Source organism: Clostridium sp. DSM 8431 (genome assembly GCF_900116755.1).
GTDB lineage: Bacteria > Bacillota > Clostridia > Clostridiales > Clostridiaceae > Clostridium.
In genome coordinates this window covers 1-25,008 of record NZ_FPBY01000033.1, presented here as the reverse complement: position 1 = coordinate 25,008, position 25,008 = coordinate 1, and the positions used below count along the sequence as shown (strand labels likewise).

23 protein-coding genes and 1 pseudogene are annotated in these 25,008 nt (G+C 28.7%); 9 read left to right on the top strand and 15 right to left on the bottom strand.

The window, feature by feature from the left end; translation table 11 throughout:
• Positions 1-208: pseudogene (locus tag BM384_RS05065) on the top strand (IS701 family transposase); the annotation flags it as partial.
• 332 nt (positions 209-540) lie between these two features.
• Here the strand turns inward: BM384_RS05065 and BM384_RS05060 are convergent.
• On the bottom strand, positions 541-771 hold the full coding sequence (locus tag BM384_RS05060; RefSeq protein ID WP_090011715.1) for a hypothetical protein: 231 nt from the start codon (positions 769-771) through the stop codon (positions 541-543).
• 154 nt (positions 772-925) lie between these two features.
• Here BM384_RS05060 and BM384_RS05055 point away from each other — a divergent pair, with 154 nt between their 5' ends.
• On the top strand, positions 926-2,479 hold the full coding sequence (locus tag BM384_RS05055) for a ClC family H(+)/Cl(-) exchange transporter (protein WP_090011713.1): 1,554 nt from the start codon (positions 926-928) through the stop codon (positions 2,477-2,479).
• A gap of 81 nt (positions 2,480-2,560) precedes the next feature.
• Positions 2,561-3,145 carry an ECF transporter S component gene (locus BM384_RS05050; RefSeq protein ID WP_090011710.1) on the top strand — a complete coding sequence of 195 codons (585 nt, stop codon included), beginning with the start codon at positions 2,561-2,563 and terminating at the stop codon, positions 3,143-3,145.
• A 42-nt stretch (positions 3,146-3,187) separates the two neighbouring features.
• On the opposite strand, the gene BM384_RS05045 is transcribed toward BM384_RS05050, so the two are convergent.
• From BM384_RS05045 to BM384_RS05015, 6 genes are all read right to left on the bottom strand, one after another.
• The gene (locus BM384_RS05045) at positions 3,188-3,997 is read right to left on the bottom strand and encodes a dimethylarginine dimethylaminohydrolase family protein (protein ID WP_090011708.1); all 810 of its coding nucleotides are present in this window, start codon (positions 3,995-3,997) and stop codon (positions 3,188-3,190) included.
• A gap of 64 nt (positions 3,998-4,061) precedes the next feature.
• The gene (locus tag BM384_RS05040; RefSeq protein WP_090011706.1) at positions 4,062-4,700 is read right to left on the bottom strand and encodes a DUF2225 domain-containing protein; all 639 of its coding nucleotides are present in this window, start codon (positions 4,698-4,700) and stop codon (positions 4,062-4,064) included.
• 181 nt (positions 4,701-4,881) lie between these two features.
• Complete coding sequence (locus BM384_RS05035; protein WP_090011704.1) at positions 4,882-5,415, bottom strand: hypothetical protein; 534 nt, start codon at positions 5,413-5,415, stop codon at positions 4,882-4,884.
• 76 nt (positions 5,416-5,491) lie between these two features.
• Complete coding sequence (locus tag BM384_RS05030; RefSeq protein ID WP_139232046.1) at positions 5,492-7,885, bottom strand: PTS fructose transporter subunit IIABC; 2,394 nt, start codon at positions 7,883-7,885, stop codon at positions 5,492-5,494.
• A 27-nt stretch (positions 7,886-7,912) separates the two neighbouring features.
• A complete protein-coding gene (pfkB, locus tag BM384_RS05020) occupies positions 7,913-8,815 on the bottom strand; it encodes a 1-phosphofructokinase (RefSeq protein WP_090011702.1) in 903 nt (300 codons plus the stop codon).
• On the bottom strand, positions 8,815-9,567 hold the full coding sequence (locus tag BM384_RS05015; protein ID WP_090011701.1) for a DeoR/GlpR family DNA-binding transcription regulator: 753 nt from the start codon (positions 9,565-9,567) through the stop codon (positions 8,815-8,817). The genes pfkB and BM384_RS05015 overlap by 1 nt, the downstream gene beginning before the upstream one ends.
• A 305-nt stretch (positions 9,568-9,872) precedes the next feature.
• Here BM384_RS05015 and BM384_RS05010 point away from each other — a divergent pair, with 305 nt between their 5' ends.
• From BM384_RS05010 to BM384_RS05000, 3 genes are read left to right on the top strand one after another with little or no spacing between them, the layout of a single operon-like run.
• The gene (locus BM384_RS05010; protein ID WP_090011699.1) at positions 9,873-10,073 is read left to right on the top strand and encodes a spore coat associated protein CotJA; all 201 of its coding nucleotides are present in this window, start codon (positions 9,873-9,875) and stop codon (positions 10,071-10,073) included.
• Positions 10,074-10,087: 14 nt separating this feature from the next.
• Positions 10,088-10,357, top strand: a complete 270-nt coding sequence (locus tag BM384_RS05005) for a spore coat protein CotJB (RefSeq protein WP_175537287.1) — start codon at positions 10,088-10,090, stop codon at positions 10,355-10,357.
• Complete coding sequence (locus BM384_RS05000) at positions 10,357-10,920, top strand: manganese catalase family protein (RefSeq protein WP_090011695.1); 564 nt, start codon at positions 10,357-10,359, stop codon at positions 10,918-10,920. Before BM384_RS05005 ends, BM384_RS05000 begins: the two co-directional genes overlap by 1 nt.
• Positions 10,921-11,038: 118 nt before the next feature.
• Here the strand turns inward: BM384_RS05000 and BM384_RS04995 are convergent, their stop codons facing one another.
• Complete coding sequence (locus tag BM384_RS04995) at positions 11,039-11,479, bottom strand: Lrp/AsnC family transcriptional regulator (protein WP_090011693.1); 441 nt, start codon at positions 11,477-11,479, stop codon at positions 11,039-11,041.
• Positions 11,480-11,866: 387 nt separating this feature from the next.
• On the opposite strand from BM384_RS04995, the gene BM384_RS04990 reads away from it, so the two are divergent.
• Positions 11,867-13,273: an aspartate ammonia-lyase gene (locus tag BM384_RS04990; protein WP_090011691.1), complete on the top strand. Its 1,407-nt coding sequence runs from the start codon at positions 11,867-11,869 to the stop codon at positions 13,271-13,273.
• A 212-nt stretch (positions 13,274-13,485) separates the two neighbouring features.
• Here the strand turns inward: BM384_RS04990 and BM384_RS04985 are convergent, their stop codons facing one another.
• From BM384_RS04985 to BM384_RS04955, 7 genes are all read right to left on the bottom strand, one after another.
• Complete coding sequence (locus BM384_RS04985) at positions 13,486-13,962, bottom strand: hypothetical protein (RefSeq protein WP_090011689.1); 477 nt, start codon at positions 13,960-13,962, stop codon at positions 13,486-13,488.
• A 180-nt stretch (positions 13,963-14,142) separates the two neighbouring features.
• Positions 14,143-14,883: a hypothetical protein gene (locus BM384_RS04980; protein WP_090011688.1), complete on the bottom strand. Its 741-nt coding sequence runs from the start codon at positions 14,881-14,883 to the stop codon at positions 14,143-14,145.
• Positions 14,884-14,937: 54 nt separating this feature from the next.
• Complete coding sequence (locus tag BM384_RS04975) at positions 14,938-18,081, bottom strand: sensor histidine kinase (RefSeq protein WP_090011686.1); 3,144 nt, start codon at positions 18,079-18,081, stop codon at positions 14,938-14,940.
• A 176-nt stretch (positions 18,082-18,257) separates the two neighbouring features.
• Entirely contained in the window at positions 18,258-19,337 is a 1,080-nt protein-coding gene (gene mnmA, locus BM384_RS04970; RefSeq protein WP_090011684.1) for a tRNA 2-thiouridine(34) synthase MnmA, read from the bottom strand.
• A 10-nt stretch (positions 19,338-19,347) separates the two neighbouring features.
• Positions 19,348-19,782 (bottom strand): Fe-S cluster assembly scaffold protein NifU, encoded by a 435-nt coding sequence (nifU, locus tag BM384_RS04965; protein ID WP_090011682.1) that lies wholly within the window; start codon positions 19,780-19,782, stop codon positions 19,348-19,350.
• Between the two features lie 2 nt (positions 19,783-19,784).
• Positions 19,785-20,972 carry a cysteine desulfurase NifS gene (gene nifS / locus BM384_RS04960; protein ID WP_090011680.1) on the bottom strand — a complete coding sequence of 396 codons (1,188 nt, stop codon included), beginning with the start codon at positions 20,970-20,972 and terminating at the stop codon, positions 19,785-19,787.
• Between the two features lie 2 nt (positions 20,973-20,974).
• Positions 20,975-21,430: an RrF2 family transcriptional regulator gene (locus BM384_RS04955; RefSeq protein ID WP_090011678.1), complete on the bottom strand. Its 456-nt coding sequence runs from the start codon at positions 21,428-21,430 to the stop codon at positions 20,975-20,977.
• Positions 21,431-21,672: 242 nt separating this feature from the next.
• Between BM384_RS04955 and BM384_RS04950 the strand changes: the two genes are divergently transcribed.
• Complete coding sequence (locus BM384_RS04950; protein ID WP_090011676.1) at positions 21,673-22,791, top strand: SLC13 family permease; 1,119 nt, start codon at positions 21,673-21,675, stop codon at positions 22,789-22,791.
• A gap of 325 nt (positions 22,792-23,116) precedes the next feature.
• On the top strand, positions 23,117-24,715 hold the full coding sequence (locus BM384_RS04945; RefSeq protein WP_090011674.1) for a leucine-rich repeat domain-containing protein: 1,599 nt from the start codon (positions 23,117-23,119) through the stop codon (positions 24,713-24,715).
• The last annotated feature ends 293 nt before the right edge of the window (positions 24,716-25,008 follow it).

The window sequence follows — 25,008 nt, the reverse complement described above, 5'->3', positions numbered from 1 at the left end:
AAGTGAAAAAAGTATTAATAGATATCTAACAATAATGTTAATAAACTATACTTATTGCAAAATGTATTCTAATAATTCTTATCACTTCAATACTGGATATAAATCTGCTAAGAAGGATCTACAAAAATCTAAAGTAATATTTATCTATGAAGCTGCCGCAAGCGGTACGCCGATAGAAGAAATTTTTGAGTCATTAAAAATAGCTTAGGATTCTGTTTGGTTACTTGACTGTAAATTTTTTCAAGTAAAAATGCACTATCATAGTAATAGTAAATATATTCTTTCGTTATTTTCTTATTAATTTCCTTCTATATCTTTACTAATGTTTTCATATAAATTCTTATGTTAATAAAGTTATTATAATTAGCCAGCATAAAATCTATTGTTACAAAAAAGTGAGAAAAATATAATTTTAAACATTCTTTAAAATCAATTTGTTTAAAACTATATTCCCCTCACTACTTCTTAAGGAATGTAAATATTACCTTCTTTGTAATTAAGTATTTTTGAAATAAATTAAATCCTCATAAAGCTACTCTATTAGCTATTTAATAGATCAAATATCTGCTGAACAATATCTTTAGCCTTTGAAGGAAGTTTCTCTATTGCCTTCTGCCTTTTCTTATCATCATTTATCTGAGCAATTTTTAATACATCTTCTTTTAAACCAGGAATAGAATTAAGTTCAGCTACAAGAGCATTAAACTTTTTAGCAAATTTAGGATCTCTCATTCTATTTTGAATCATCATAATAAATTCATAACCATTCATACATTTATCCTCCAGGGACTTCAATATAATTTATAATATTCATAAAATCCACAAATGTGCCTATAAATTACTAATAAACTCTAAGTTTTTAGAAAATAAAAACATTTTATTCTTTATTGATATTCGTTGTATAATGTATTATGAGGTGAAAGTTATGCAAAATAATTTTGATATTCTGACTGATAATGAATCAAAAAAAGTCAAACTTGTATTTAAAGCTTTTATTGTCGGAATTATTGCTTCTGTAATATCAGTTTGTTACAGATATGCACTTGCAGAAGTTGAAGACTTTTCCTTTTTTCTGTATGGTCTTGTAAGAGAAAATCTTTGGTCAATCCCTCTTCTTTTTATAGGGTTAGCCTTAGTAGGCCTTATTGTTGGAAAAGTAATTGAAAAGGAACCTTTTGCAGGGGGTAGTGGTATTCCGCAGGTTAAAGCAGTTATGGGAGGATATCTTCCTGAAAATCCGTTTAAAATCATTATAGCTAAATTTGTGGGTGGCGTCCTTTCTATTGGTTCAGGTTTATCCCTTGGACGTGAAGGTCCATCTGTACAGCTTGGTGCCTGTGTTGGTGATATGGTAAGTAAAAAATTTAAAAGTTCAAAGCTTGAAAGAAGACTTTTAATGTCTAGTGGTGCTTCAGCAGGTCTTGCAGCAGCATTTAATGCTCCACTTGCAGGTGCATTATTTTCTCTTGAGGAAATTTATAAATACTTATCTCCTCTTGTTTTGCTCGCTACAATAACAGCAGCAGTTGCATCAGACTTTGTTTCAAAATACTTCTTTGGTTTTAATCCAGTATTTGATTTTTCGCAAACACACTTTCTTCCACTAAAATATTACGGACTTTTAATTATCCTTGGTATTATCCTTGGAGTTGGTGGAGTTTTTTATAACTGGCTTACTTTACAATGGGAAAAGATGTATGCAAAATTAAAAATAAACCTTTATGTAAAAGTAGTAATTACTTTTATAACAGCAGGAATAGTTGGACTTGTATTCCCTATTATTTTATGTGGTGGTCATAGTCTTATAGAAGAATTAACACCTGAAAAATCTTTAGGAATTCTTTTTGTTATGCTTATAGCTAAATTCCTATTTTCAATTTTCAGTTTTGCATCTGGAGTTCCAGGAGGAATTTTCTTTCCATTATTAATAATTGGAGCAAACATTGGAACTATTTTTGCCTACTTTTCAATTCATATTTTAGGTGTACCAGTTGAATATTTTAATACTTTTATAATCGTTGCTATGGCAGGATATTTTACATCTATAGTTAGAGCACCTATTACAGGAATTATATTAATAACAGAGATGACATGCTCTCTTAATCACTTATTAGCTTTAACAGTAGTTTGTATAACATCATACATAGTTGCAGACTCATTAAAGAGCGCTCCTATTTACGATTCTTTACTTGAAAATCTGCTTATAAAAAATCATGTAAAAAATAAAGAAGAAAAGCATAGTCCAAAGAAAATTATAATTTCAAGTACTGTTCACTATGGTTCAAAACTAGATAATAAATACATTAAAGATATCGACTTCCCTAAAGGCACTTTAGTTGTTTCTATAAATAGAGGCACTGATTCCTTTGTACCTAATGGAAATACTTTAATAAAAGCTGGTGATGAACTTCTTACCATGGCAGATGAAGGTTTTGAATGGCAGACTCGAGAAGAACTTGAAGAACTTTCAACAGTTTAGTATCTTTGTATCGGTATACTTGTGTTGTTTAAGATATCTAAATATAATTATATTTAGATATCTTAAGCAGGAGGGGTATATATGAAAAATAGATCTTTAAAATTAATACAAACAGCTCTAATGGCAGCTTTATGCTATATAAGTTTTACTTTTTTACAAATTAAGATTCCTGTTCCTGGAGGAGATGCTACATCAATACATATAGGTAATGCTTTTTGTGTACTAGCTGCACTTCTTCTTGGAGGTTTTTATGGAGGTCTTGCAGGAGCTATAGGAATGACTATTGCAGATATTATGGATCCTGTGTACATAACTGTTGCTCCTAAAACCTTTATATTAAAATTATGCATAGGTTTAATTACAGGACTTGTAGCTCATAAAATAGCACATATAAGTGAACATCATGAAAAGAAATATATTATAAAATGGAGTATAATATCTTCAGCTTGTGCACTTCTCTTTAACGTTATAGCTGACCCAGTTGTAGGTTATTTCTACAAGCAATATATTTTAGGAATACCTCAAAGTGCAGCAGCTATATTAGCTAAATTAAGTACTGTTACAACTTTAATAAATGCAGTTGTTTCTACTATACTAGTAGTTATTTTATATACTGCATTAAAACCAATGTTAGAAAGAAGTCATATGCTTCTTCCAATTGAATAGGTAAAAATAAGGATAAAAGCATTTTTGCTCTTATCCTTATTTTTATTCCCTTAAGAAAGCTAAAGTTGCACAATCTACGCTTCCTTCACCTTTAACTATTTCAGATAAATCTATTATTTTCACATCATATCCCAAATTTTTAAGCTTATTTCCTACTGATATGCTACTTGTAACTAATCTTTTGTCACCTAAATATACAATATTACTTCCAAAGCCTCTAGCCTCTTCTTTAGTTATTTCTATAATATTTTTAATATGCTCTTTTATTATTTCTATATCATATACATAAGGCGATACTATAGCTGAATCCTTTCCTAATAAAGAAAAAACACAATCTAAATGAAGCATACTATTATCAAAGTTAATTGGCACTACAGTTTTATTTATTTTCTTTAAATCTAAAATTTGCTGAAGTTCAATAACTGCTTTTAGACTTGTTCTACTGCTTAAACCTACAAAAACCACATTGTCTCCTACAGCTACATCTCCACCTTCAATATTATTTTGCATTATATAATGAGAAATCCCGTCTTCTATAGCAAACTTTTTTATAGCTTCAGTTTCTCTTTGTCTTTCATTTAAATTCATTTTACTTATAAATAAAATATTATCTATAACAAACCCTACATCTTTAGCATAAACCTGCTTGCTAGAATCTACTAAATCTAAGAATCTCACTCTTATACCTTCAGCGATAAGGTAATTAATATAATTATTATATTGATTATAAGCTAAAGAATAATCTGTTTTATTATAAAATTCATTACTCTTATTTGCTATTTTATAATTGACTGGATAGCATAACAAACAAGACCTTAAATTTCCATAATCATTATGTCTATATATCTTCATGAATCTCTTCCATTCCTAATATTTTATAGCTTATATTATTCCCACTTTACAAATAAAAATACATCTAACAGTCCTTTCTTTCTCTTTCTTTATTTTTCATAGTTTGCATAGCTAATTCTCTCATATCTCTTGCCTTATCCTTAACTTTATAGTTAGCACCTCTGCTAGTTATAACATTAGAAAACCATTTCACAGATTCTGAAATTTTTCCAGTTCTTCTATAAAGCTCTCCTATTAAATACATTAAAGAATAAGTATCTAAGCCATAAATAGGAGTATCTTCACTTTCATAAGCATTAATAAAGCCTTCAAGAGCCTTACCTAAATAAAACTGCTCTTCATTTTCCTTTTTTAAAAGTCTATACATCCATGCTAATCTTAAGCATAGTATAGCCTTTCTACTATCTTTAAAATCTGCTACAACTGCTGTAAGAAGAGCAAGTTTATATCTTTCAATAGCAATTTCTTCAGTATATATTAAAGGATATTCTCTTCCATGCCATTCATTACTTATTTTCATTCTTATATCATTAAGCTGATAAGAGCGTACCTTTGAAAATTCACTTTTAAGAGCAGCATATCCACATATAGGACATACCCATACATCATATAAATATGGATTAATAATATCATATCTAATAAAAGTATCTGTATCTCTTGATTTTACTCGAGCTACAGATGACTTTACAACTCTAACCTTTATTCCTGATTACATACAGGAAATTTTACCTTATTGTCAAAAAGCAATCTAAATAATTTTAGAGAAGAAAATACTTTTCCTAACATAATAAGAAGCCCCTATTTCTGATATATCAATGTATTTCTTCTTTTGTATCAATTATCGTTTGTATTTTACATTATATACTTCTTTAAAATAAAAAAGATTAGTTATTTTTATTTTCGAATTTTAAACTTTTATAATCTTTAACTAAAGCATCATAATTACTTTTCATTTGATTTATATAAGATGATGATTCTTTTTCTGATAGGCTACTCAGATTGCTAAAATCTCCTTCTGAACCTTCCTTTAATAAAGTATAAACTTTCTTTACACTGTTTATAAAACTTCTACTATTTGAAATATAATTGCCTAATTTAATATCATTAATACTATTTTCAATATCTGAAAGTTCTTCCTCTTTACCTTCAATCTCCTCACATCTATTTAATATTTCCTTATAATATGATGAATTTTCACTTAATGATTTACTTGTATCTTCTGAAATAATATTACTGTATAAGGGCTCAATATAATCATTATGTAAAACTTTTATCTCTTGCCTTAATTCCTTAGATTCTTTAATAACTCTATAGTTTTTACTAGTATCAACAAAAAAACCTATTACTGATACAAGGGAAATTGCTGTAATCAAAATAGTTGTAAATTTAGTTATTTTCTTTTTCATTTCTTTATTCATAATTTTTCCTCCCTTCTTATTAATTATAACAAAAAAAGAAGTACCTAATTAAAGATACTTCTTTTTACTATATTAATTAATCTACTTTTTTCTTTAAAACTCCAAGTATACATGCTGCTACAACAGTACCAGCTGCTATAGCTACTAAGTACATTAATGGATTTTGAACAACACCTATTACGAATATTCCTCCGTGTGGAGCTCTAATTCCACAGTTAAAGAATGCTGATAAACCACCAGCTACTGCTGAACCTACTACACAAGATGGAATTACTCTTGCTGGATCTGCTGCTGCAAAAGGAATAGCACCTTCTGTTATGAAGCAAAGACCCATAATAAAGTTTGTAAGTCCTGATTGTCTTTCTCTTTCAGTGAACTTATTTTTAAATATTGTAGTTGCTAAAGCAATTGCTAATGGTGGAACCATACCTCCAGCCATAACTGCTGCCATTGTTACAATATCTCCACTTGCAAGTGCTGCTGTACCAAATACATATGCTGCCTTATTGAATGGGCCACCCATATCAATAGCCATCATTCCACCAAGTACTGCACCAAGTAAAACTCTACTTCCTTCACCCATTGAGTTTAAGAAGTCAGTTAAGCCCATATTAATAACTGCAACGTAAGGAACTATTAATACTTGTAATAAGACACCTGTAATCATTATACCGAATAATGGATAAAGTAAAGTTGGTTTTAGACCTTCTAATGCATTTGGAAGGTAACTAAATAATTTCTTTAATCCAACAACTATATATCCACCTAAGAAACCTGCAACAAGTCCTCCAATGAAACCTGAGTTACCAAGGTAAGCAATCATACCACCAACAAAACCTACAGCTAATGCTGGTCTATCACCAATACTCATTGCAATGTAACCTGCTAAAACTGGAACCATTAAGTTAAATGAAATACTACCAATTGTCTTTAAAGTATCTGCAACTGCTGTTTGATTACCAAAGTTTGTAGCTGCTGCACCTGCACCAAATATACTATCCCAAAGGAAAGCTAGGGCAATTAATATACCACCACCTATAACAAATGGAAGCATGTGTGATACACCATTCATTAAGTCTTTGTATATTTTTCTTCCAACACTTTCTTTTTCACCTGATTCATTAGCGCCTTCACTGTCACTACCACCATCATGATGATAAATAGGTGCATTTCCGTTTACTGCTTCAGTAAGAAGCTTTTCTGTTTTGTATATACCATCTGCAACTGGACATTGAATAACTTTCTTTCCATCAAATCTAGCCATTTCAACCTTTTTATCAGCTGCAACTATAATAGCTGTACAATTATCTATATCTTCTTTAGTTAAAACATTTTTAGCTCCTCCAGAACCATTTGTTTCAACCTTAATAGATATTCCCATTTCCTTAGCTTTATTTTCAAGGCTTTCAGCTGCCATATATGTATGTGCTATACCTGTTGGACAAGCAGTTACAGCTAAAACTTGATATCCATTTGATTCAACCTTTGTGTTTTCTTTTTCGATCTTATCACTTTCAGCTTCATCAATTACCTTTAAGAATTCTTCTTTTGAAGATGCATTTAATAATTTATCTTTAAAATCAGGACTCATAAGCATTGTTGAAAGTCTTGCAAGTACATCTAAGTGTAAGTTAGCTTCTCCTTCTGGTGCTGCTATTAAGAAGAATAGCTTTGCTGGTTCTCCATCAAGAGAATCGAAATCTATACCATCTTTAATAACCATTGCTGCTAAACCTGGCTTTTCTACTGCTGATGTTTTAGCATGTGGTATTGCTATTCCTTCACCTATTCCTGTAGTACTTAAAGACTCTCTAGCTAAAACTGCCTTTTTGTACTCTGCTTTATCCTTTAAGTTGCCTCTCTTTTCCATTAAGTCAACTAAAGTATCTAAAGCTTCACTCTTATTTGAAACTGCAGGATTTAAAGCTATCGATTTAACATTTAATAAATCAGTTATCTTCATTTCTTTAGGTTCTTCTTTAACTTCAACTTTTTCTTTTTCAGCTTCCATTTTTTCTGTTTCTGCTTCATCAATTAATTTTAAGAATTCTTCTTTTGATGATGAATTTAAAAGACTTTGCTTAAAATCTGGATTCATAAGCAGTCTTGAAAGTCTTGCTAATACATCTAAGTGTAAATTTTCTTCTCCCTCAGGTGCTGCTATTAAGAAGAATAGATTTGCTGGTTCTCCATCAAGAGAATCAAAATCCACACCTTTCTTAACAACCATTGCAGCTAAACCTGGTTTTTCTACTGCTGATGTCTTAGCATGTGGTATAGCAATTCCTTCTCCTATACCTGTAGTGCTTAATTCTTCTCTAGCTAAAACTGCCTTTTTATATTCTGCCTTATTTTTTAAATTTCCACCTTTATCCATCAAATCAACTAAAGTATCTAAGGCTTCACTTTTAGTTGAAACTTCTGGATTTAAAGCTATTGTTTCAAGCTTTAATAAATCAGTTATCTTCATATGTATACCTCCTAGTGTTTACAAACACTAAATTTGCTTTAGAAGTTCATAAACCTTATCTTCTGTTGCAAGACCTTCAGAAAATGCACTAGCACTTCCTGTAGCTACCCCCATTTTAAATGCCTTAACCATATCCTTAGTTTTTAAATAACCAGTAATAAAACCAGCCACCATGGAATCCCCAGCTCCAACAGAATTCTTTAAAACTCCCTTTGGAACAGCTGAAACTGTAACGTTCATTTCTGAATCTACTAAAATAGCACCATCACCAGCCATTGAGATAACTACATTTTGAGCACCTAATTTAACAAGTTCCTTTGCATATTTTATAATATCATCTTGAGTTTTTATTTCAACACCAAAAAGTTCTGCTAATTCATGATGATTTGGTTTGATAAAGAATGGTTTGTATTTTAATACATTCATTAAAAGTTCTCCTGTAGTATCTACCACAAACTTAATTCCTCTTCCATCTAATCTCTTCATTATGCTTTCATAGATATCTTTAGGTAATGTTTTTGGTATACTTCCTGCAAGTACTAAAATATCTCCTTCTTTTAGATTATCAAGTTTTTTATATAATTCATTTAAAGCTTCATCATCTATGTCAGGACCAGAACCATTTATTTCTGATTCTTTAGCACTCTTTATTTTAACATTTATTCTAGACATTCCATTTTTTAATTCAATAAAATCTGTAGAACATCCAAATTCCTTCACTCTTCTTTCAATTTCTTTACCAGTAAACCCCGCTATGTATCCAAGAGCTGTATTTTCTATTCCTAAGTTCTTTAAAACTATAGAAACATTAATACCTTTTCCACCTGCATATATTTCTTCACTTTCAGTTCTATTAACAGCACCTATATTTAATTCATCCATTTTAACTACATAATCTAGTGCTGGATTAAAAGTCATTGTATAAATCATTATACGTCCACCTCCATTATTTCTGCCTTATCTTTAAATGATTTATTATCTAAATTAGTTGTTATAATTACTGCCGCATCTATATCTGAAAATGTTATTGAGCTAATTTCCCCAATCTTTGATGAATCACAAAGTACATAAGACTTTTTACATCGCTTAATAACCTCTTCTTTTAATAAAGCTTCATTTATATCTGGTGTTGTAAAGCCTCTTAAAACATCTACTCCATTGGTGCCAAAAAAACCTTTAGTAAAATTATATTTTTTAATACTCTTTAAAGCCTCAATACCAACAATAGCTTCCGTTACAGCTTTAAGTTCTCCTCCAACAATTATTGTTTTTAAATTGTTTTCTGCTAAACTTCTTGCGTGGACAACTCCATTTGTAACATATAGTGCATCCTTTTCACTTATATACTTAATCATAAGTTCTGTAGTTGTACCTGCATCTATATATACTATATTCCCTGGTTCAATTAATGAAGCAGCTTTAATTGCTATTTTTTTCTTTTCCTCTAAGTTAAGATTCTTTCTAAATTCAACAACCTGTTCCTTAGTATTAATTTTTTTATCATTAATTAAAGTGGCTCCTCCATGAACCTTTTTCAGAAGTCCTTTGTTATGTAATGCATTCAGATCTCTTCTTATGGTTGATTCTGAAGCTTCTAAATAATCAACTAAATCTGCAACATATACTGCTGAATCAGTTTTTAGCTTCTCTAAAATCAATCTCTGTCTTTCTTCTGTTAACATTTTCCTCACTTCCTCGTGATAATAATACACCTTTTTTACCACAAGGTCAATCATTTACATTCAAAATAATTCATATAATCCAACACTTCAATCAATTCCATTCATTTCTTCAATCAGTTGGAAATTATGAAAGTTTTTATTATAATTTTTCCCACAATTAATGATACTTATACAATATAAAATCTACTTTTCATCCTTTAAACTATTATTAATTTATTAACTTTTAATAAAACAATTAAGTAACCTTTAAAGGATAATTATTATAGTATATATTAACTAATGAAAAGAAAGGTTTATTAAGTAATATGTATTATACTAATTGTGATGAAGAATCAAATAGAAACAAAGGCATGAAAATGGAATATGCAAAAGCTTATGTTTTACCTCAAAAATATGACAATCTTATAAGTGTTAAGTTTGCTCTTGACTGTGGAACTATTTTTAAAGACTTAGTATGCCCTTATAAAGAAAAAAATTATTATCCTTATAAAGATAACAAATGTTAAGTGGAGGTAAAACAATGGACAAAGATACACTTTTAAATGCAATAAGAAAATATCTGTTCTATACATTAGAACTTAATTTATATTTAGACAGCTTCCCAAATTGCAGTGAAGCACAAAAAAATTTTGAAATCATGTCAAAAAAACTAAACTCTTTAATGAATGAATATGAAGAAAAATATGGTCAGCTTCAAAACTTTGGATTATCATGCGTTTCAGATTCCTGCTCTTGGACAAAAGATCCATGGCCATGGGAACAAGATAAAAATAGGAGGTGCTATAGATAATGTGGACTTATGTAAAAACACTTCAATACCCTGTAGATTTAAAATCTAAGGATTTAAGAATAGCAAAATGTTTAATAAGCCAATATGGTGGACCTGATGGAGAACTTAGTGCTGCTTTAAGATATTTAAATCAAAGATATACTATGCCAACAGGAACTACTAAGGGAATCTTAAATGATATTGGAACAGAAGAATTAGCTCATGTTGAAATTATAGCAACTATGATTTATCAACTTATGGATAACGCTTCAATCGATGAAATTAAAAAAGCTGGATTAGATGGACATTTTACTGACCATGGAAAAGCTTTATATTATGCTGATGCTCAAGGAAATCCTTGGACTGCAACTTATATTCAAGCTAAAGGTGAACCAATAGCTGATATTTATGAGGATATGGCAGCAGAACAAAAAGCTAGAGTAACTTATGAATGGCTTATTACATTAACTGATGATCAAGACGTTAAAGAAGTATTAAGATACTTGCGTCAAAGAGAAATAGTTCATTTTCAACGTTTTGGTGAAGCATTAATGAAAGTTCAAGATGCTTTATGTAAAAAATAGCTTTAACACTTCTATTGAAGAACCAGGGATAAATGAAAGTGGTATTGAAGCTAAAAAGAGAGGATTCTAAAACCTATCTTTCTATATGAAAAAAATCAGCCAATAAGTTATTGGCTGATTAATCTATTGCCATAGCAATTCCTCTTGGCTCTACTGGTGTTGAGAAAACTATCTGAGTTTCTGTTGTACCAAATCTTTGAAGATTTCCAATAAAAGTATCCAATTCAGCAGTTGTAGGATATGCAACTTTAATTAGCATAGAATAAGCACCTGTAACACAATTACATTCAATTACGTTTGGACAAGTCTCAATAAAAGGATAAAACTGTGGCTTTAACTTTGGAGTCATAGCTAAATTAATAAATGCTACTATATTATATCCAAGCTCAAGCTGATTTACTGTTGCTCTATAACCTGTTATTATTCCTGACTTTTCTAACTTATCTATTCTAGCTGATACTGCAGGAGGAGATAAAAATACCTCTTGAGCTAATTGTTTTAAGGGGTAACGAGCATTCCTTTGCAATAGTTTTATTAATTTTAAATCGACCTTATCCATATTTTTCACACCTCATCTTCAATAAATTTCAAAAAATAAAAAGGAGCAGGCCAAATACACTTAAGTATTTAACATGCTCCTTTGCACTATATCCATATAATAATATATTTTACCTTTTTATACAATTCATGTATTAGGCTTAAACTTAATAAATTTAAGTTTTAATCTTGATTAACTAAGCTTTTTTAAGTTTTTCTTAGGTTTCCTCCAAAATTCTATTTTTATCACATCTTTATTTTATTAAGTTTTAAAACTTTCTATTTAATTTTTGAAAGTTTATATTTCTTTTCACCCTCTTTAATTAGCTCTTTCACTTAATTTATTTACATTTCTCTAAAAAAGATGTATTCTTCAGACAAATAAAAAATGAAACGAGGGATATAAATTATGAGCTACAGAATAGAATTTGATTCAATAGGAAGTTTAAAGGTACCAAAGGATGCATATTATGGTGTTCAATCCTTAAGAGCTAAAAATAATTTTTCTATAACTAATAAAAAAATGAATACTGAATTAATTATTAGTCTTGCTGAAATAAAAAAAGCTGCTGCCATTACAAATATGAATGCTGGATTACTTAAGCGTGTAAAATGCACAGCTATAGTTAATGCCTGCGATGAAATAATTAATGGGAAATTACATGAAGAATTTATAGTTGATCCTATTCAAGGTGGTGCTGGTACATCTGCTAATATGAATGCTAATGAAGTAATTGCAAATAGAGCCATTGAACTTCTAGGAAGCGAAAAAGGAAACTATAATGTAGTTCATCCTAACGATGATGTTAATATGGCACAATCAACAAATGATGTATTTCCTACTGCAGGAAAATTAACTATATTAAAGCTTCTCCCAAAAACAACACAAGAATTAAAAAGACTATATACTTCACTTATGAGAAAATCTGATGAATTTGATAAAATAATAAAAATGGGAAGAACTCAACTGCAAGATGCTGTTCCGATGAGACTTGGACAAACCTTTGCAGCTTATGGAGAAGTTATAAAAAGAGATATATCTAGACTTACAAAGGTCCAAGATGAAATAAGATATGTAAACATGGGAGCAACAGCAATTGGAACATCAATAAATGTTAGTTCTTATTATCTCAATAATATTGTTAAGGAATTAAGTAAAATAACAAATAAAAAACTATTTAGATGTAAAGATCTTATAGATGGAACTCAAAACCTTGATGGCTTTGTAGCAATATCTTCTATCTTAAAAACTTGCGCCGTAAATTTATCTAAGATTTGCAATGACTTAAGACTTTTATCAAGTGGTCCAAAAACAGGTATAAACGAAATAAATCTTCCTGCAAAACAAAATGGCTCCTCCATTATGCCAGGCAAAATAAACCCTGTTATTCCTGAAGTAGTAAACCAAGTTGCTTTTAATATTATAGGAAATGATTTTACAATTACTATGGCAGCAGAAGGTGGTCAAATGGAGCTTAATGCCTTTGAACCTGTATTATTCTATAACCTATTTGAATCTATAGAAACACTAGGTGCTGCTGCTAAAACTTTAAATGATAACTGTATATCTGGAATAACAGCAAATAAAAAAAGATGCAGAGAGCTCTTTGAATCAAGCGCTTCTTTAAGTACAGCATTATGTCCTTACTTAGGTTATAAAGAATCAGCAAAAATAGCTAAATGTGCTTTGGAAACTGGTAAAACCGTTAAGGAAATAATATTAGAAGAAAACCTTTTATCTGAAAAAAAATTAGATGAAATATTAGATCCTATGAAACTTACAGGAGGTACTAAGACAAAAATTTATGCTATATAATAGGCTGTATTTTTAAATAAAGTGATAAGTAAAACTAGCTATTCAAATATAGGTGGACGTCCCTTAAAGTTCGTGCTTAAATAAGGATGTTCTTCTCCCTTTATATTTATTGGTTTTTCATTAGTTTTTGAAAATATAAATTTAAAAAGAGCCATAATAAAAGCAAAAAACTATGGAGCCACCTAACCCCATAGTTTTTTACTTTATATATCCTAATCAACAAGAAGATTTATATACTGTTTATAAATAATATTAGAAGTTCTATCATAAAACTCTCTATAAGTATTTATAGCTAAATTAAATAAATGTTTATAGTCAGTAATTGATTTAAGTCTTACACCTTTAAAAAATCCATTTGTCTTTGTAACATTAAAATGCATATGCTCTTCAAGACTATCAAAAACAGCATTTTTACTGTCTTTAGAAATTCTTTCATTAAATTCTCTCCAAGCTCTTCTAACTTCCCATGGCGCATCTAAAGATGGAAAATAAAGATTCTTATTTTCTTCTTTCCAACTATAAAATTTATCGCTTCCAAATTCTATACCTACTTCACTTAAATGACACTTTTTATATATAAATTTATCTTCAACTAATACTTCATTTTCAGCATTAAGTTCCTTTGCAGATATTTCATTAATTCTACTTACTATAGAGCTACCTTCTGATAAATTACTTGTTTCTAACATTAACTTCCTCCTAAAATATACTACTATAACATAATAATATTATTTTTCATAACTATATATTACATTTAATTTTTTATTTTCAAAATAAAGGTTCTTAGATATTATATATCCATTTATGTTATATTTCAATAGAATTAAGCCATATATTTCCTTGTTAAAAAATCTACTTTTTTTGATAACCTATACATTGCTCATGTCACTAATAATAGTGTTTTCTTCAATAATAGAATCAGAACTTATAATACATCCATTGCCTATTTTTACATTATTAAAAATTTTAGTATCCTCAACACTTCCTCTTTCAATAACTACATTTGATCCAATTTCAACATTCTCTCCAATACAAACTCCACCATAACCTTGAACCTTAATTAATTTTCCATCCTTATTACACAAATTTTTAAAAGAGTTTTTTCCAATAACAGTACCTGAATTAATAATTGTATTCTTTCCTATAAAAACTTTTCCTTCAATTGAAATATTATTCTTTAAGACTACTCCATCTTCTAAAATAACATCCTTTCCAATATAACAATAAGCACCAACACTGATATTTCTATCAATATTGCTGCTACTTACTGTTGAGTTTTTATTAATTCCACCAAAATAATCTTCATTCTTAAAAAATTCATTTATTATTGAAAAAAAATTAAGTTTAGGCTCTTTGCATGAAATAAAATTTATTCTATTACTAACATTTACTATATTCATAGAATTAGGAACCAAAATTAATGCATCTTTAACATCACTAAAACTACAATTATTTATATTCTCCTTATCCTCAATATAACTTATACAGTTAGATTCAAGATTATCTATTGATGCATACTTATTAACACATATACTCTTAATTCCTATATATTTATAATCAGTACCCGTAATATCAAGATAATCTAAGATTGTTTCTATTCTTACTTCCACATAAAAACCCCCAAAAATATTAATAGCCTAATACTTATTTTTATGCTTTTTATCCTATAATTTATTACAATTATCTACTTTAGGAAGGACTATAGTAAAGGTAGAGCCTTTACCTAAAACACTTTCAGCATATATATCTCCTTCATGAAGATTAATAAGTCTTTTTGTAATGGTTAATCCAAGACCACTTCCCATCTTTGCTTCAGTTTTAGAATTATGTCCCTGACTAAATCTATCAAATATATTTTCTAGATACTCATCTCCAATACCACATCCAGTATCTGATACACTTATCTTTACTTTATCTCCTATATCAGCAATATAAACTGATACTTCTCCCCCTGAAGGAGTAAACTTAGCAGCATTATTAACTAAATTAACAATGCATCTATCAATAGCTGTAAAGTCAAAGTACATCATACACTCTTCTGTTTCAGTATCAAATATTAAACTAGCACCTTTTTCTTCTATTAAATTCTTAAGAGACATTACTGAATCTTCTACAACACTTACAATGTTCCCCTCTTCTTTAAACAATTTAAAATTACCACTATCAATTTTAGAAGAATCTAATAAATCATTAATAAGCTTTAATAAACGCTTTACATTTTTATCAGACATATCTATATATTTTTCTAACATTTCTTCTGTGAGCTTATGATCTTCATCTAGTTTTAGAAGAAGCTGATTTATTGAAGAAATTACATTTAAAGGTGTTCTAAGCTCATGAGACAAATTAATTAAATAATCAATTTTACTTTGTTCAAGTTTTAGCACCTTAAGTAAAAGCTCATTTTTTTCCTTCATTTCTATATCAAGTTGATTATCTTTTTTCTTAAGATGTTTATTCATAGTTCTCATTTTAAATAAAACATATATAATCACTATAACAAAAATAATTCCATATAAAATTACGGCATAAAAGCTTCTCCATATAGGAGGGTCTACAGTGAAGAAAATATTTTCTTCAGCAGTGTATGTTCCATTTGGAGTTAAAGCTTTAAAACTTATAGTATACGTTCCAGAATCAAGATTAGAAAAAGTTATTTCATTACCATCCATAGGTACCCACTGCTCTGAAACATTATTAATTTTATAAAAATACTTTGTATTCTGAGAATTATTGAACATAGTTGTAAATAATTTTACTCCTATAGAATTATTATAATGAGGTATATTACTATTTACATAGTTACTTTCCATATTATTAAAATATACACTATCAATACATACTTCATAAGTATAATCTTCTCTTCCTGCCTTTATTAAATCAATTATAAACAAGCCTTCTATAGAGCCAAAAGCAGCATATCTTCTATTAAAAAACAAATTTGAATTAGTATTAAAATCAATATTTCTAATATAGTTTTTAATTAAAATATGATTATCTTTGCTTGTACTAATTGAATCTATACCTGAATTTGTACTTACCCATACTTGGTTTTTATTGCACACAATTCCTTGTATATTATCATTAGATAAGCCATCATTAGTTGAAAAAATTTCAAAGACTTCACTTTCTACACTTAACTTATTAAGTCCATTTTCTGTACCTATCCATATATCCCCTAAAGAATCTTCATTTATAGAAGTTATGTAATTGTTAGATATACTGTTATTTGTTTCATCATAACTATAAAGTCTATTTTCATTATTTACAGGATTATATTTAATAAGACCAGTGCCAGAAACACCAATCCAAAAAACTCCTTTAGAATCTTTAAAAATAGTTTGCGTTAAATTTTCATCAAATTTATATTCTTCAAATAACCAGTCTAAATTCTGCATAGTATTATCATTAAGATTTACTATTTTTACTCCATCAAAGCTTCCAATCCATAAGTTATATCCATCAATATAAAGATTATCACATCTAATTTCCTTAACTTCTGAAATAGTATATTTTATCTTCTTAGTTTTTCTATCAATAACATCAACACCTTTGTCTGTAGATACAAATATACTACTTTCATTACCTGTTATATCTAATATATAATTACTGCTTAAACCATTATCGGTGCTTATGTATTCATAAGTATCATTATCTTGATTTAAGATAGTAATTCCTTTTTCATCACTTCCAAACCAAAGTTTTCCTTCTATATCTTCAAATATGCCATGAATAGATTTTCCCTTTATACAATTTCCTAGTTTACTATTCTCACTGTAATATTCAATTCCTGTATTAAATTTAACATTACTTAATCCTTCACAAGTCCCAATCCATATACTTCCGCTTTTATCTTGTAAAAGAGTATTAATATTATCATTTACTATTGTATATTTATCTTCTGAATCATTTTTGAAAACCTCTTCTTCTGACTGTTTACCATATACTATAAGACCCTTTTCAGTTCCTACAAGTATACAATCATCTCTATCTTTGTTTAAAGTTTTTATTTTATAACATGCACCACTATTTTCATCAATATAATATTTCTTTACATCCTGAATTTTTTCAACATCCATATTATAATAATATAAGCCTGTTGAATTAGTCCCAATTAAAAGCATATTATTATATACATATATATCAGATATAGAATCACCATTATAAATTTCACTTAATTCTTCATTATCAAATTCAATAAACTCATCATTATCTAAGTTATATTTAAAAATAATACCCTTATTAATTCCATAAATGTAGCTTCCATTAGAAAATAAAGAAGAAAAATTACTTCCTTCATTATGATTAATAGTAATAAAATCATCTTTATCTTCAGAATAATAAGCTAGTCCTTTAGATGTAGATGCAAATACTCTTCCTTTATCATCTATAGCAATATCATTAATTTCCTCAATTATTGGATTACTACTTTTAGCATCATAATTTTTAACCCTATAATAATCAAATAAATCTAGTCTACTTATCCTACCAGGCATTGCCACCCATAAATAACTATTTTCATCTTCACTAATATTTAATATAGATTCATTAATAATAATATTATCTTCTTCTGTAACATAATATTTTTTATAATCATAACCATTATATCTATTTAACCCATTTTCTGTTCCAACCCACATATATCCGTGACTATCTTGAAATAAAGCTTGGACATTTTCTCTAAATAATTCATCAGATACTGTAGAATTATTAAACATAATATTTTTTGCTTTAATTTCCATAGGGCTCATAAGTATACTCAAACTTAATAATCCTATAGAAATTAATTTCCCTATTCCTTTATTCATTAATTGATCTCCCACTTCTTAATAGAATAAAGTTTATCACATTACATTTTTCGTGCAAATACTCTCTTTAAATATATATGCATATAATATTTTTGCCATATCTAATTTAATAATTTGTAAAAAAATAAGAAACTGATTTACAAAATGTAAATCAGTTTCTTATTTTTAACAAAAGATTACTTTAATATCTTTTCAATTATTCCGCCACCAACTACAAAGTCGCCATCATAAAATACTACTGACTGTCCTCTAGTAATAGCTCTTTGAGGCTCATCAAAAATAACTTTTATCTTTCCATAAGGTTCTGGATAAATTGTAGCCTTTTTGCCTCTTGAAGAATATCTTACCTTAGCTGTAACTTCCATTGGTTCTTTAAGTTCATCAAAAGAAATTAAATTAACATCCTTAGCAATAAGTCCTTTTTGGAATATATCTGATTCTGGCCCAAGTATAACTTCATTTCTCTTAGCATTTATACCTGTAACAAATACTGGTCTACCAAGAGCTATTCCAAGGCCCTTTCTTTGACCTATAGTATAATAAATAATTCCTTTATGTTGCCCTAAGATATTTCCTTCTTTATCAACAAAATTTCCTGGTTTAATCTTACCTGGCATTTCATCCATTATAAATCTTCCGTGGTCATTATCAGGAATAAAACATATTTCTTGACTATCTCTTTTATTATGAACTGCAAGACCTATTTTTTTTGCTATTTCTCTTATTTCTTCCTTATGATAACCTCCACAAGGCATAAGAGTATGAGCTAGCTGGTCTTGAGTAAAATTATAAAGCATATATGTCTGATCTTTCTTCTCATCATCAGATCTTTCTAAAAGAAATCTTCCATCTTTCTCTATTATTTTAGCATAGTGCCCTGTAGCAACATAATCTGCCCCTATACCTCTAGCTTTTCTTAAAAGTGCATCAAACTTTAAATGTTTATTACATTGAACGCAAGGGTTAGGTGTTTTACCATGCATGTATTCATCTACAAAGTTATCAATAACCTTTTCCTTGAATTCTTGCTTAAAATTTAAAACATAAAATGGTATACCAATTTTCGCTGCCACTCTTCTTGCATCCTCTACTGCTGAAAGCGAACAACATCCACCTTCATTTTCAATATGATTCGGATCATCTGGTGACATTCTCATTGTTATACCAATTACAGCATATCCTTGTTCTTTTAAAAGATATGCAGCAACGGAGCTATCAACTCCGCCACTCATACCTATAACAACTTTTTTCTTCATACTTTAAAGATTATTCTCCGTGCACCATATCATGTAAATGTTCATGATCAGTTTCTTCAAATTCTTGCACTTCAAGACCGTTCTTTGCTCTATAATCATTTATTGCTTTATGAATAGCTTCTTCAGCTAATACTGAACAGTGCATTTTTACTGGTGGAAGTCCATCTAATGCTTCTGCAACAGCTTTATTTGTTAATTCCCATGCTTCTTCAACTGTCTTTCCCTTAATAAGTTCAGTTGCCATTGAAGATGATGCTATAGCTGATCCACATCCAAAAGTCATGAATTTAGCATCTTTAATAATATTATCTTCTATTTTAAGATAAACTCTCATTATATCTCCACACTTAGGGTTTCCAACTTCACCTACACCACTTGGGTTTTCCATTTCTCCTACATTTCTTGGATTTCTAAAATGATCCATAACTTTATCTGAATATATCATAATTATTTTTCCTCCTTTTTAACGTGATCTAACCATAATGGCGACCAACTTCTTACCTTTTCTATAATTGGTGGTAATTTTTCTAAAACATAATCTACATCTTCTTCTGTATTATCATCTCCAAGAGTTAATCTTAAAGATCCATGAGCTAATTCATGTGGAATTCCTGTTGCTAATAATACATGTGATGGGTCAAGAGAACCTGAAGTACAAGCACTACCACTTGATGCGCATATTCCTTCAAAGTCTAATGAAAGTAATATAGATTCTCCTTCGATAAATGTAAATCTTACGTTTACGTTACCTGGAAGTCTCTTATCTCCTCTTGGTCCATTTAAATATGAATATGGGATTCTATCTAAAATTCCATCAATTAATCTATCTCTTAATTTAGTAAGTTTTTTCATGTGTTCATCAAGATTTTCAGTAGCAAGTTCAACTGCTTTAGCAAGACCTACTGCTCCTGCTATATTTTCAGTTCCTCCTCTTCTTCCTCTTTCTTGTCCTCCACCATGTACAAGGTTATGTATTCTTACACCTTTTCTTATGTACATAGCTCCAATTCCTTTAGGTCCATATATCTTATGTCCTGCAAATGAAAGAAGGTCAACTCCTAAATCTTGAACATCTATTGGAACATTTCCTACTGCTTGAACTGCGTCAGTATGGAAAATTACTTTTTTCTCTCTACAAATTGCTGCTATTTCTTTAATAGGTTCTATTGTTCCTATTTCATTATTAGCAAACATTACTGATACTAATATAGTATTGTCTTTAATAGCATTTTTTACATCTTCTGGGTTTACGAATCCTTCACTATCTACATCAAGATAAGTTACTTCATATCCGTTCTTTTCTAAGTATTCACAAGTATGAAGAACTGCATGGTGTTCGATTTTAGTTGTAATTATATGATTACCTTTATTCTTATAAGCTGAAGCAATACCTTTAATTGCCCAGTTGTCTCCTTCTGAACCACCACCAGTAAAGTAAATTTCACTAGCATCCTTTGCATTTAAGCATTTAGCTATTGTCTTTCTTGCATTATCTACTGCTCCGCTTGTTTCTCTTGCTAAGCTGTAGAAAGAAGAAGGGTTACCAAATTTTTCAGTAAAATATGGTTTCATTTCTTCAAACACTTCTGGTTTTACATATGTTGTTGCTGCATGATCCATATATATAGTTTTCATAATTATTCTCCTTTATTGATAAACTTTAACTCTTCGTTTTTATATTTTATTCTCTTATAATCATCGACAATGTCTTGAAGAGTTACAGAAGCCATAACCTCATCGATACTTTTTTTAAGTTTTTCCCATAAAAGACGTGTTGCACAGCAGTCTGTATTGCCACAATTAGGATCTTCATCTAAACAATCAGATATCTCTATTGGGCCTTCCACTACTGCCATTATATCAGCTACATTTATATCCTTTGGTTCTCTATTTAAAACATATCCCCCTTGAGCTCCTCTAATACTTTTTATTAGTCCAGCCTTTCTAAGTGGAGCAAATAATTGTTCTAAATAACATTCAGATATATGTTGGCGAGTTGAAATAGTCTTTATAGAAATTGGCTCGCTACCATAATTTATAGCAAGTTCAACCATTGCTTTTACCCCATAGCGACCTTTTGTTGACAGTTTCATTCTCTCCCCCCTTAATCTTGATTAAAATACTATGCTTTACTTGATGTTTATATCATAGCAATTTACTCGGGAATTGTCAACATCATTTTTCCGTGTAAACTTATATTAATATTATGTATTCAAAAAAATATACACTTAAAGGTTTATAAAATCATATTTTCAAAACATTCTTTACCCTATTTTAGTATCTTCTGATATAATTTATAAAGTAAAAAAAATCATTAATTAGGAGTACAAAAACAATGACTTTGAATTTAGAAAAACCAAAACAATTTGCAAAACAAGATCCAGTACTAATGGCATCTTTTGCATTGGCTCTAATATCATCTATTTTTACTATGCCAAAGTTAGAATACATAGATTTTAGAGTTCTTATACTTTTATTTAACTTAATGATAATTGTAGCTGCTTTTAAAAACTTAAAAATATTTGATGCATTAGCTGTTAAATTAATTTCAAAATGTAGAAGCTATCGTTCAATAAGTTTTGTATTAATATTTATTACCTTTTTATCATCAATGTTTATAACAAATGATGTATCCCTTATAACCTTTGTTCCTCTTACTATAATTGTATGTAATAAAGCTAATATAAAAAAAGCTAAGATTATAGTATTTCAAACTTTAGCTGCTAATTTAGGAAGTTCTTTTACTCCAATGGGAAATCCTCAAAACCTTTATATTTATTCTTACTATAATATAGGGCCTATTGAATTCTTTAAAATAACATTACCTCTTTTATTAATTTCAATATTATTTATAGGTGCTTTAATTTTTAGATTTCCTAAAGAAAAACTTTCTATAGACATAAAACCAATAAGTATAACTAGTAAAAAACATACAATATACTTTTTCATACTATTTATAGTAATTTTACTTTCAGTGTTTCATATAGCAGACTATAGATTAATTTTTATTATTACAATATTAGTAGTATTTTTAATAGATAAAGATTTATTTAAAGAAGTAGATTATACATTACTTTTAACCTTTATATTCTTCTATATATTTATTGGAAATGTCTCTTCTTTTGACTACATAAAAAACTTTATGATAAATTTACTAAGTTCAAAAAATAGCACATTCTTTTCAAGTATAATTTTAAGCCAAGTAATAAGTAACGTACCTTGTACAATGCTTCTTTCAAGTTTCACTTCCTTTAAAGATTATCTTCTTTTAGGAGTAAATATAGGTGGCCTTGGAACATTAATTGCTTCTATGGCAAGCTTAATATCCTATAAGCTTTATAATAAGGAAGATAATGAAGGTGAAAAAAGTTATATACATATGTTTACTTTTTATAACATACTAGGTCTTTTAATTATCACTCCTTTGGTTCTATTACTTATAAATTTAATATAATAGTAGCCTGTCACAAAAAAAGACAGGCTATCATTATATATAAAAAAACTATCTTTAGTGAACTGCCCCCTAATTAAAAAAGTAGGAGAATTCTCTATTTTTTAGCTATTCTTTTTGTTTCTTTAAATTCTATACTCTCATTAACATAACAAAAATAATTTTTCTAATTAACATAGTTATAATATTAAAATTTATTTAATATATATTAATGTTTCAATAAATATTTTTTACAAGTTTTTCATTTTTTAAAAAATAATTATTTCCATTTTTAAGATTTTATGTTAAAATTAATTGTAAAAACTAATACAAACGGGGGTTTTTTTTAATGAAAAATTTAAAAAAGATATTATTATTCATTTTCGTTGCTTTATTACTTGTACCATCAGTAGGAATTACCAAGGCATTTGCTGCATCTAATGATGTTGTAACAATTCCTGACACAAATCTAAAAAATGCGATTTTAGATGCTATAGGAAAAGACCATGATTACACACTTACTGAAGGAGATCTTACTACTTTAAATGTTTTACACGCAAATGACAGAGATATTAAAAATCTAGAAGGTATAGAATATTGTACAGGCCTTGAGTTTTTAAATGTTTCTGGAAATCCAATTACATCTCTTAAAGGTGTAAGAAATTTACCAAAGCTTACAGGTTTAATGGTTTATGATGATAGACTTACAAGCTTTAACGAAATGGAAAATTGTCCTAAGTTAAACTTCATTAGTGCTGCAAGAAATAATATACATGATATTTCTGCTTTAGCTAATTATCCTGAATTATCATCTGTTTTCGTAGGAGAAAACTTTATTTCAGATGTTTCAGCTTTAAGAAACTTAACTAATTTAAGAATTCTTTACCTTCACACTAACTTAATTTCAGATATTTCACCTTTACAAAACTTAACTAACCTTGAACAATTAGATTTACGTATTAACTATATTTCAGATATTTCATCTTTAAACAAACAAACTAAACTAAATTATGTTTCTGTAGAACACCAAAAAGTAACTTTAGATGATACACACGTAAAACCTGCATTTTCATTTAAAAATCCATTAAGAAATGTTGACAATTCAGTTATAACTTCACTTTCTAATTTCTCAAATGATGGATATTATGATGCTAAAAATAATGATGCTGTATGGGAAAACTTAAATGAATCAGCTGTTGTTTCTTATGACTTTAATGAAGAAGTAACTATATCTGGTCTTAAAGTACCATTCTCAGGAAAAGTTCAAAAAAGAGCTGTTGTTGATCCTCAAATAAACATTCCTGATAAAAACTTAAAAGCAGCAATTAAAAGAGCTCTACAAACTACTTCTGATTATATTATTGAACAAGACTTAAAGTCTTTAACTTATCTTGATGCAGGTGATAGAGGTATTACTAATCTTGAAGGTTTACAATACTGTACTAACTTAAAGACTTTATTATTACATGGAAATAATATAAGTGACATAAGCAAAATGTCTACTTTAACTAATCTTGAAAACTTTACTATGTACGATAACAATGTTTCAGACATTAGTGCTTTAAGTAATTGTAAGAACTTGGTGCTTTTAAGTGCTGCTAGAAATAACTTTAGTGATGTTTCTCCTTTAGTTGATTTAACTACATTAAAATATTTACACATACCATCTAATAAAATTTCAGATGTTTCAGCATTAGCTAACCTAGTTAACGTAGTTGAATTAAGTATTGATTACAATGATGAAATTAAAGATATTTCAGTGTTAAACAAATTAACTAAAATGGAAAAATTAAATATTGGTCACAATAAAATTCATGATTTATCTGTTTTAGCTAACTATCCTCACTTAAAGGAATTACGCTGTGCAAAGAATTATGCAACTGATTTATCTGTTTTTGATGAATTAAGAGAACTTGAATACGTAGAAGTTGATCCAATATATGAATAATCACTAATAAAAAAAGAAATCTGCCTAAAGGGAGGGCACTGAAAAACTTTAAGTTTTTCTAGTTCGCTATTCCAAAATCAAAAAGGAGTTAATTAAACTAATAAATTTTAGTTACATTAACTCCCTTTTTGTTTAGTTTTTTGTGCTTTATTAGGATTTCTATCCTAATAACTTCAATATTCTTTTAACATTTACCGTGAATATTGCTAACGCACCTTGCATTTTCATAGCAATTAGACCTGAAGATGATGCTATATCATATCCATGTCTATGCTTTAATTCACTATTTTTTG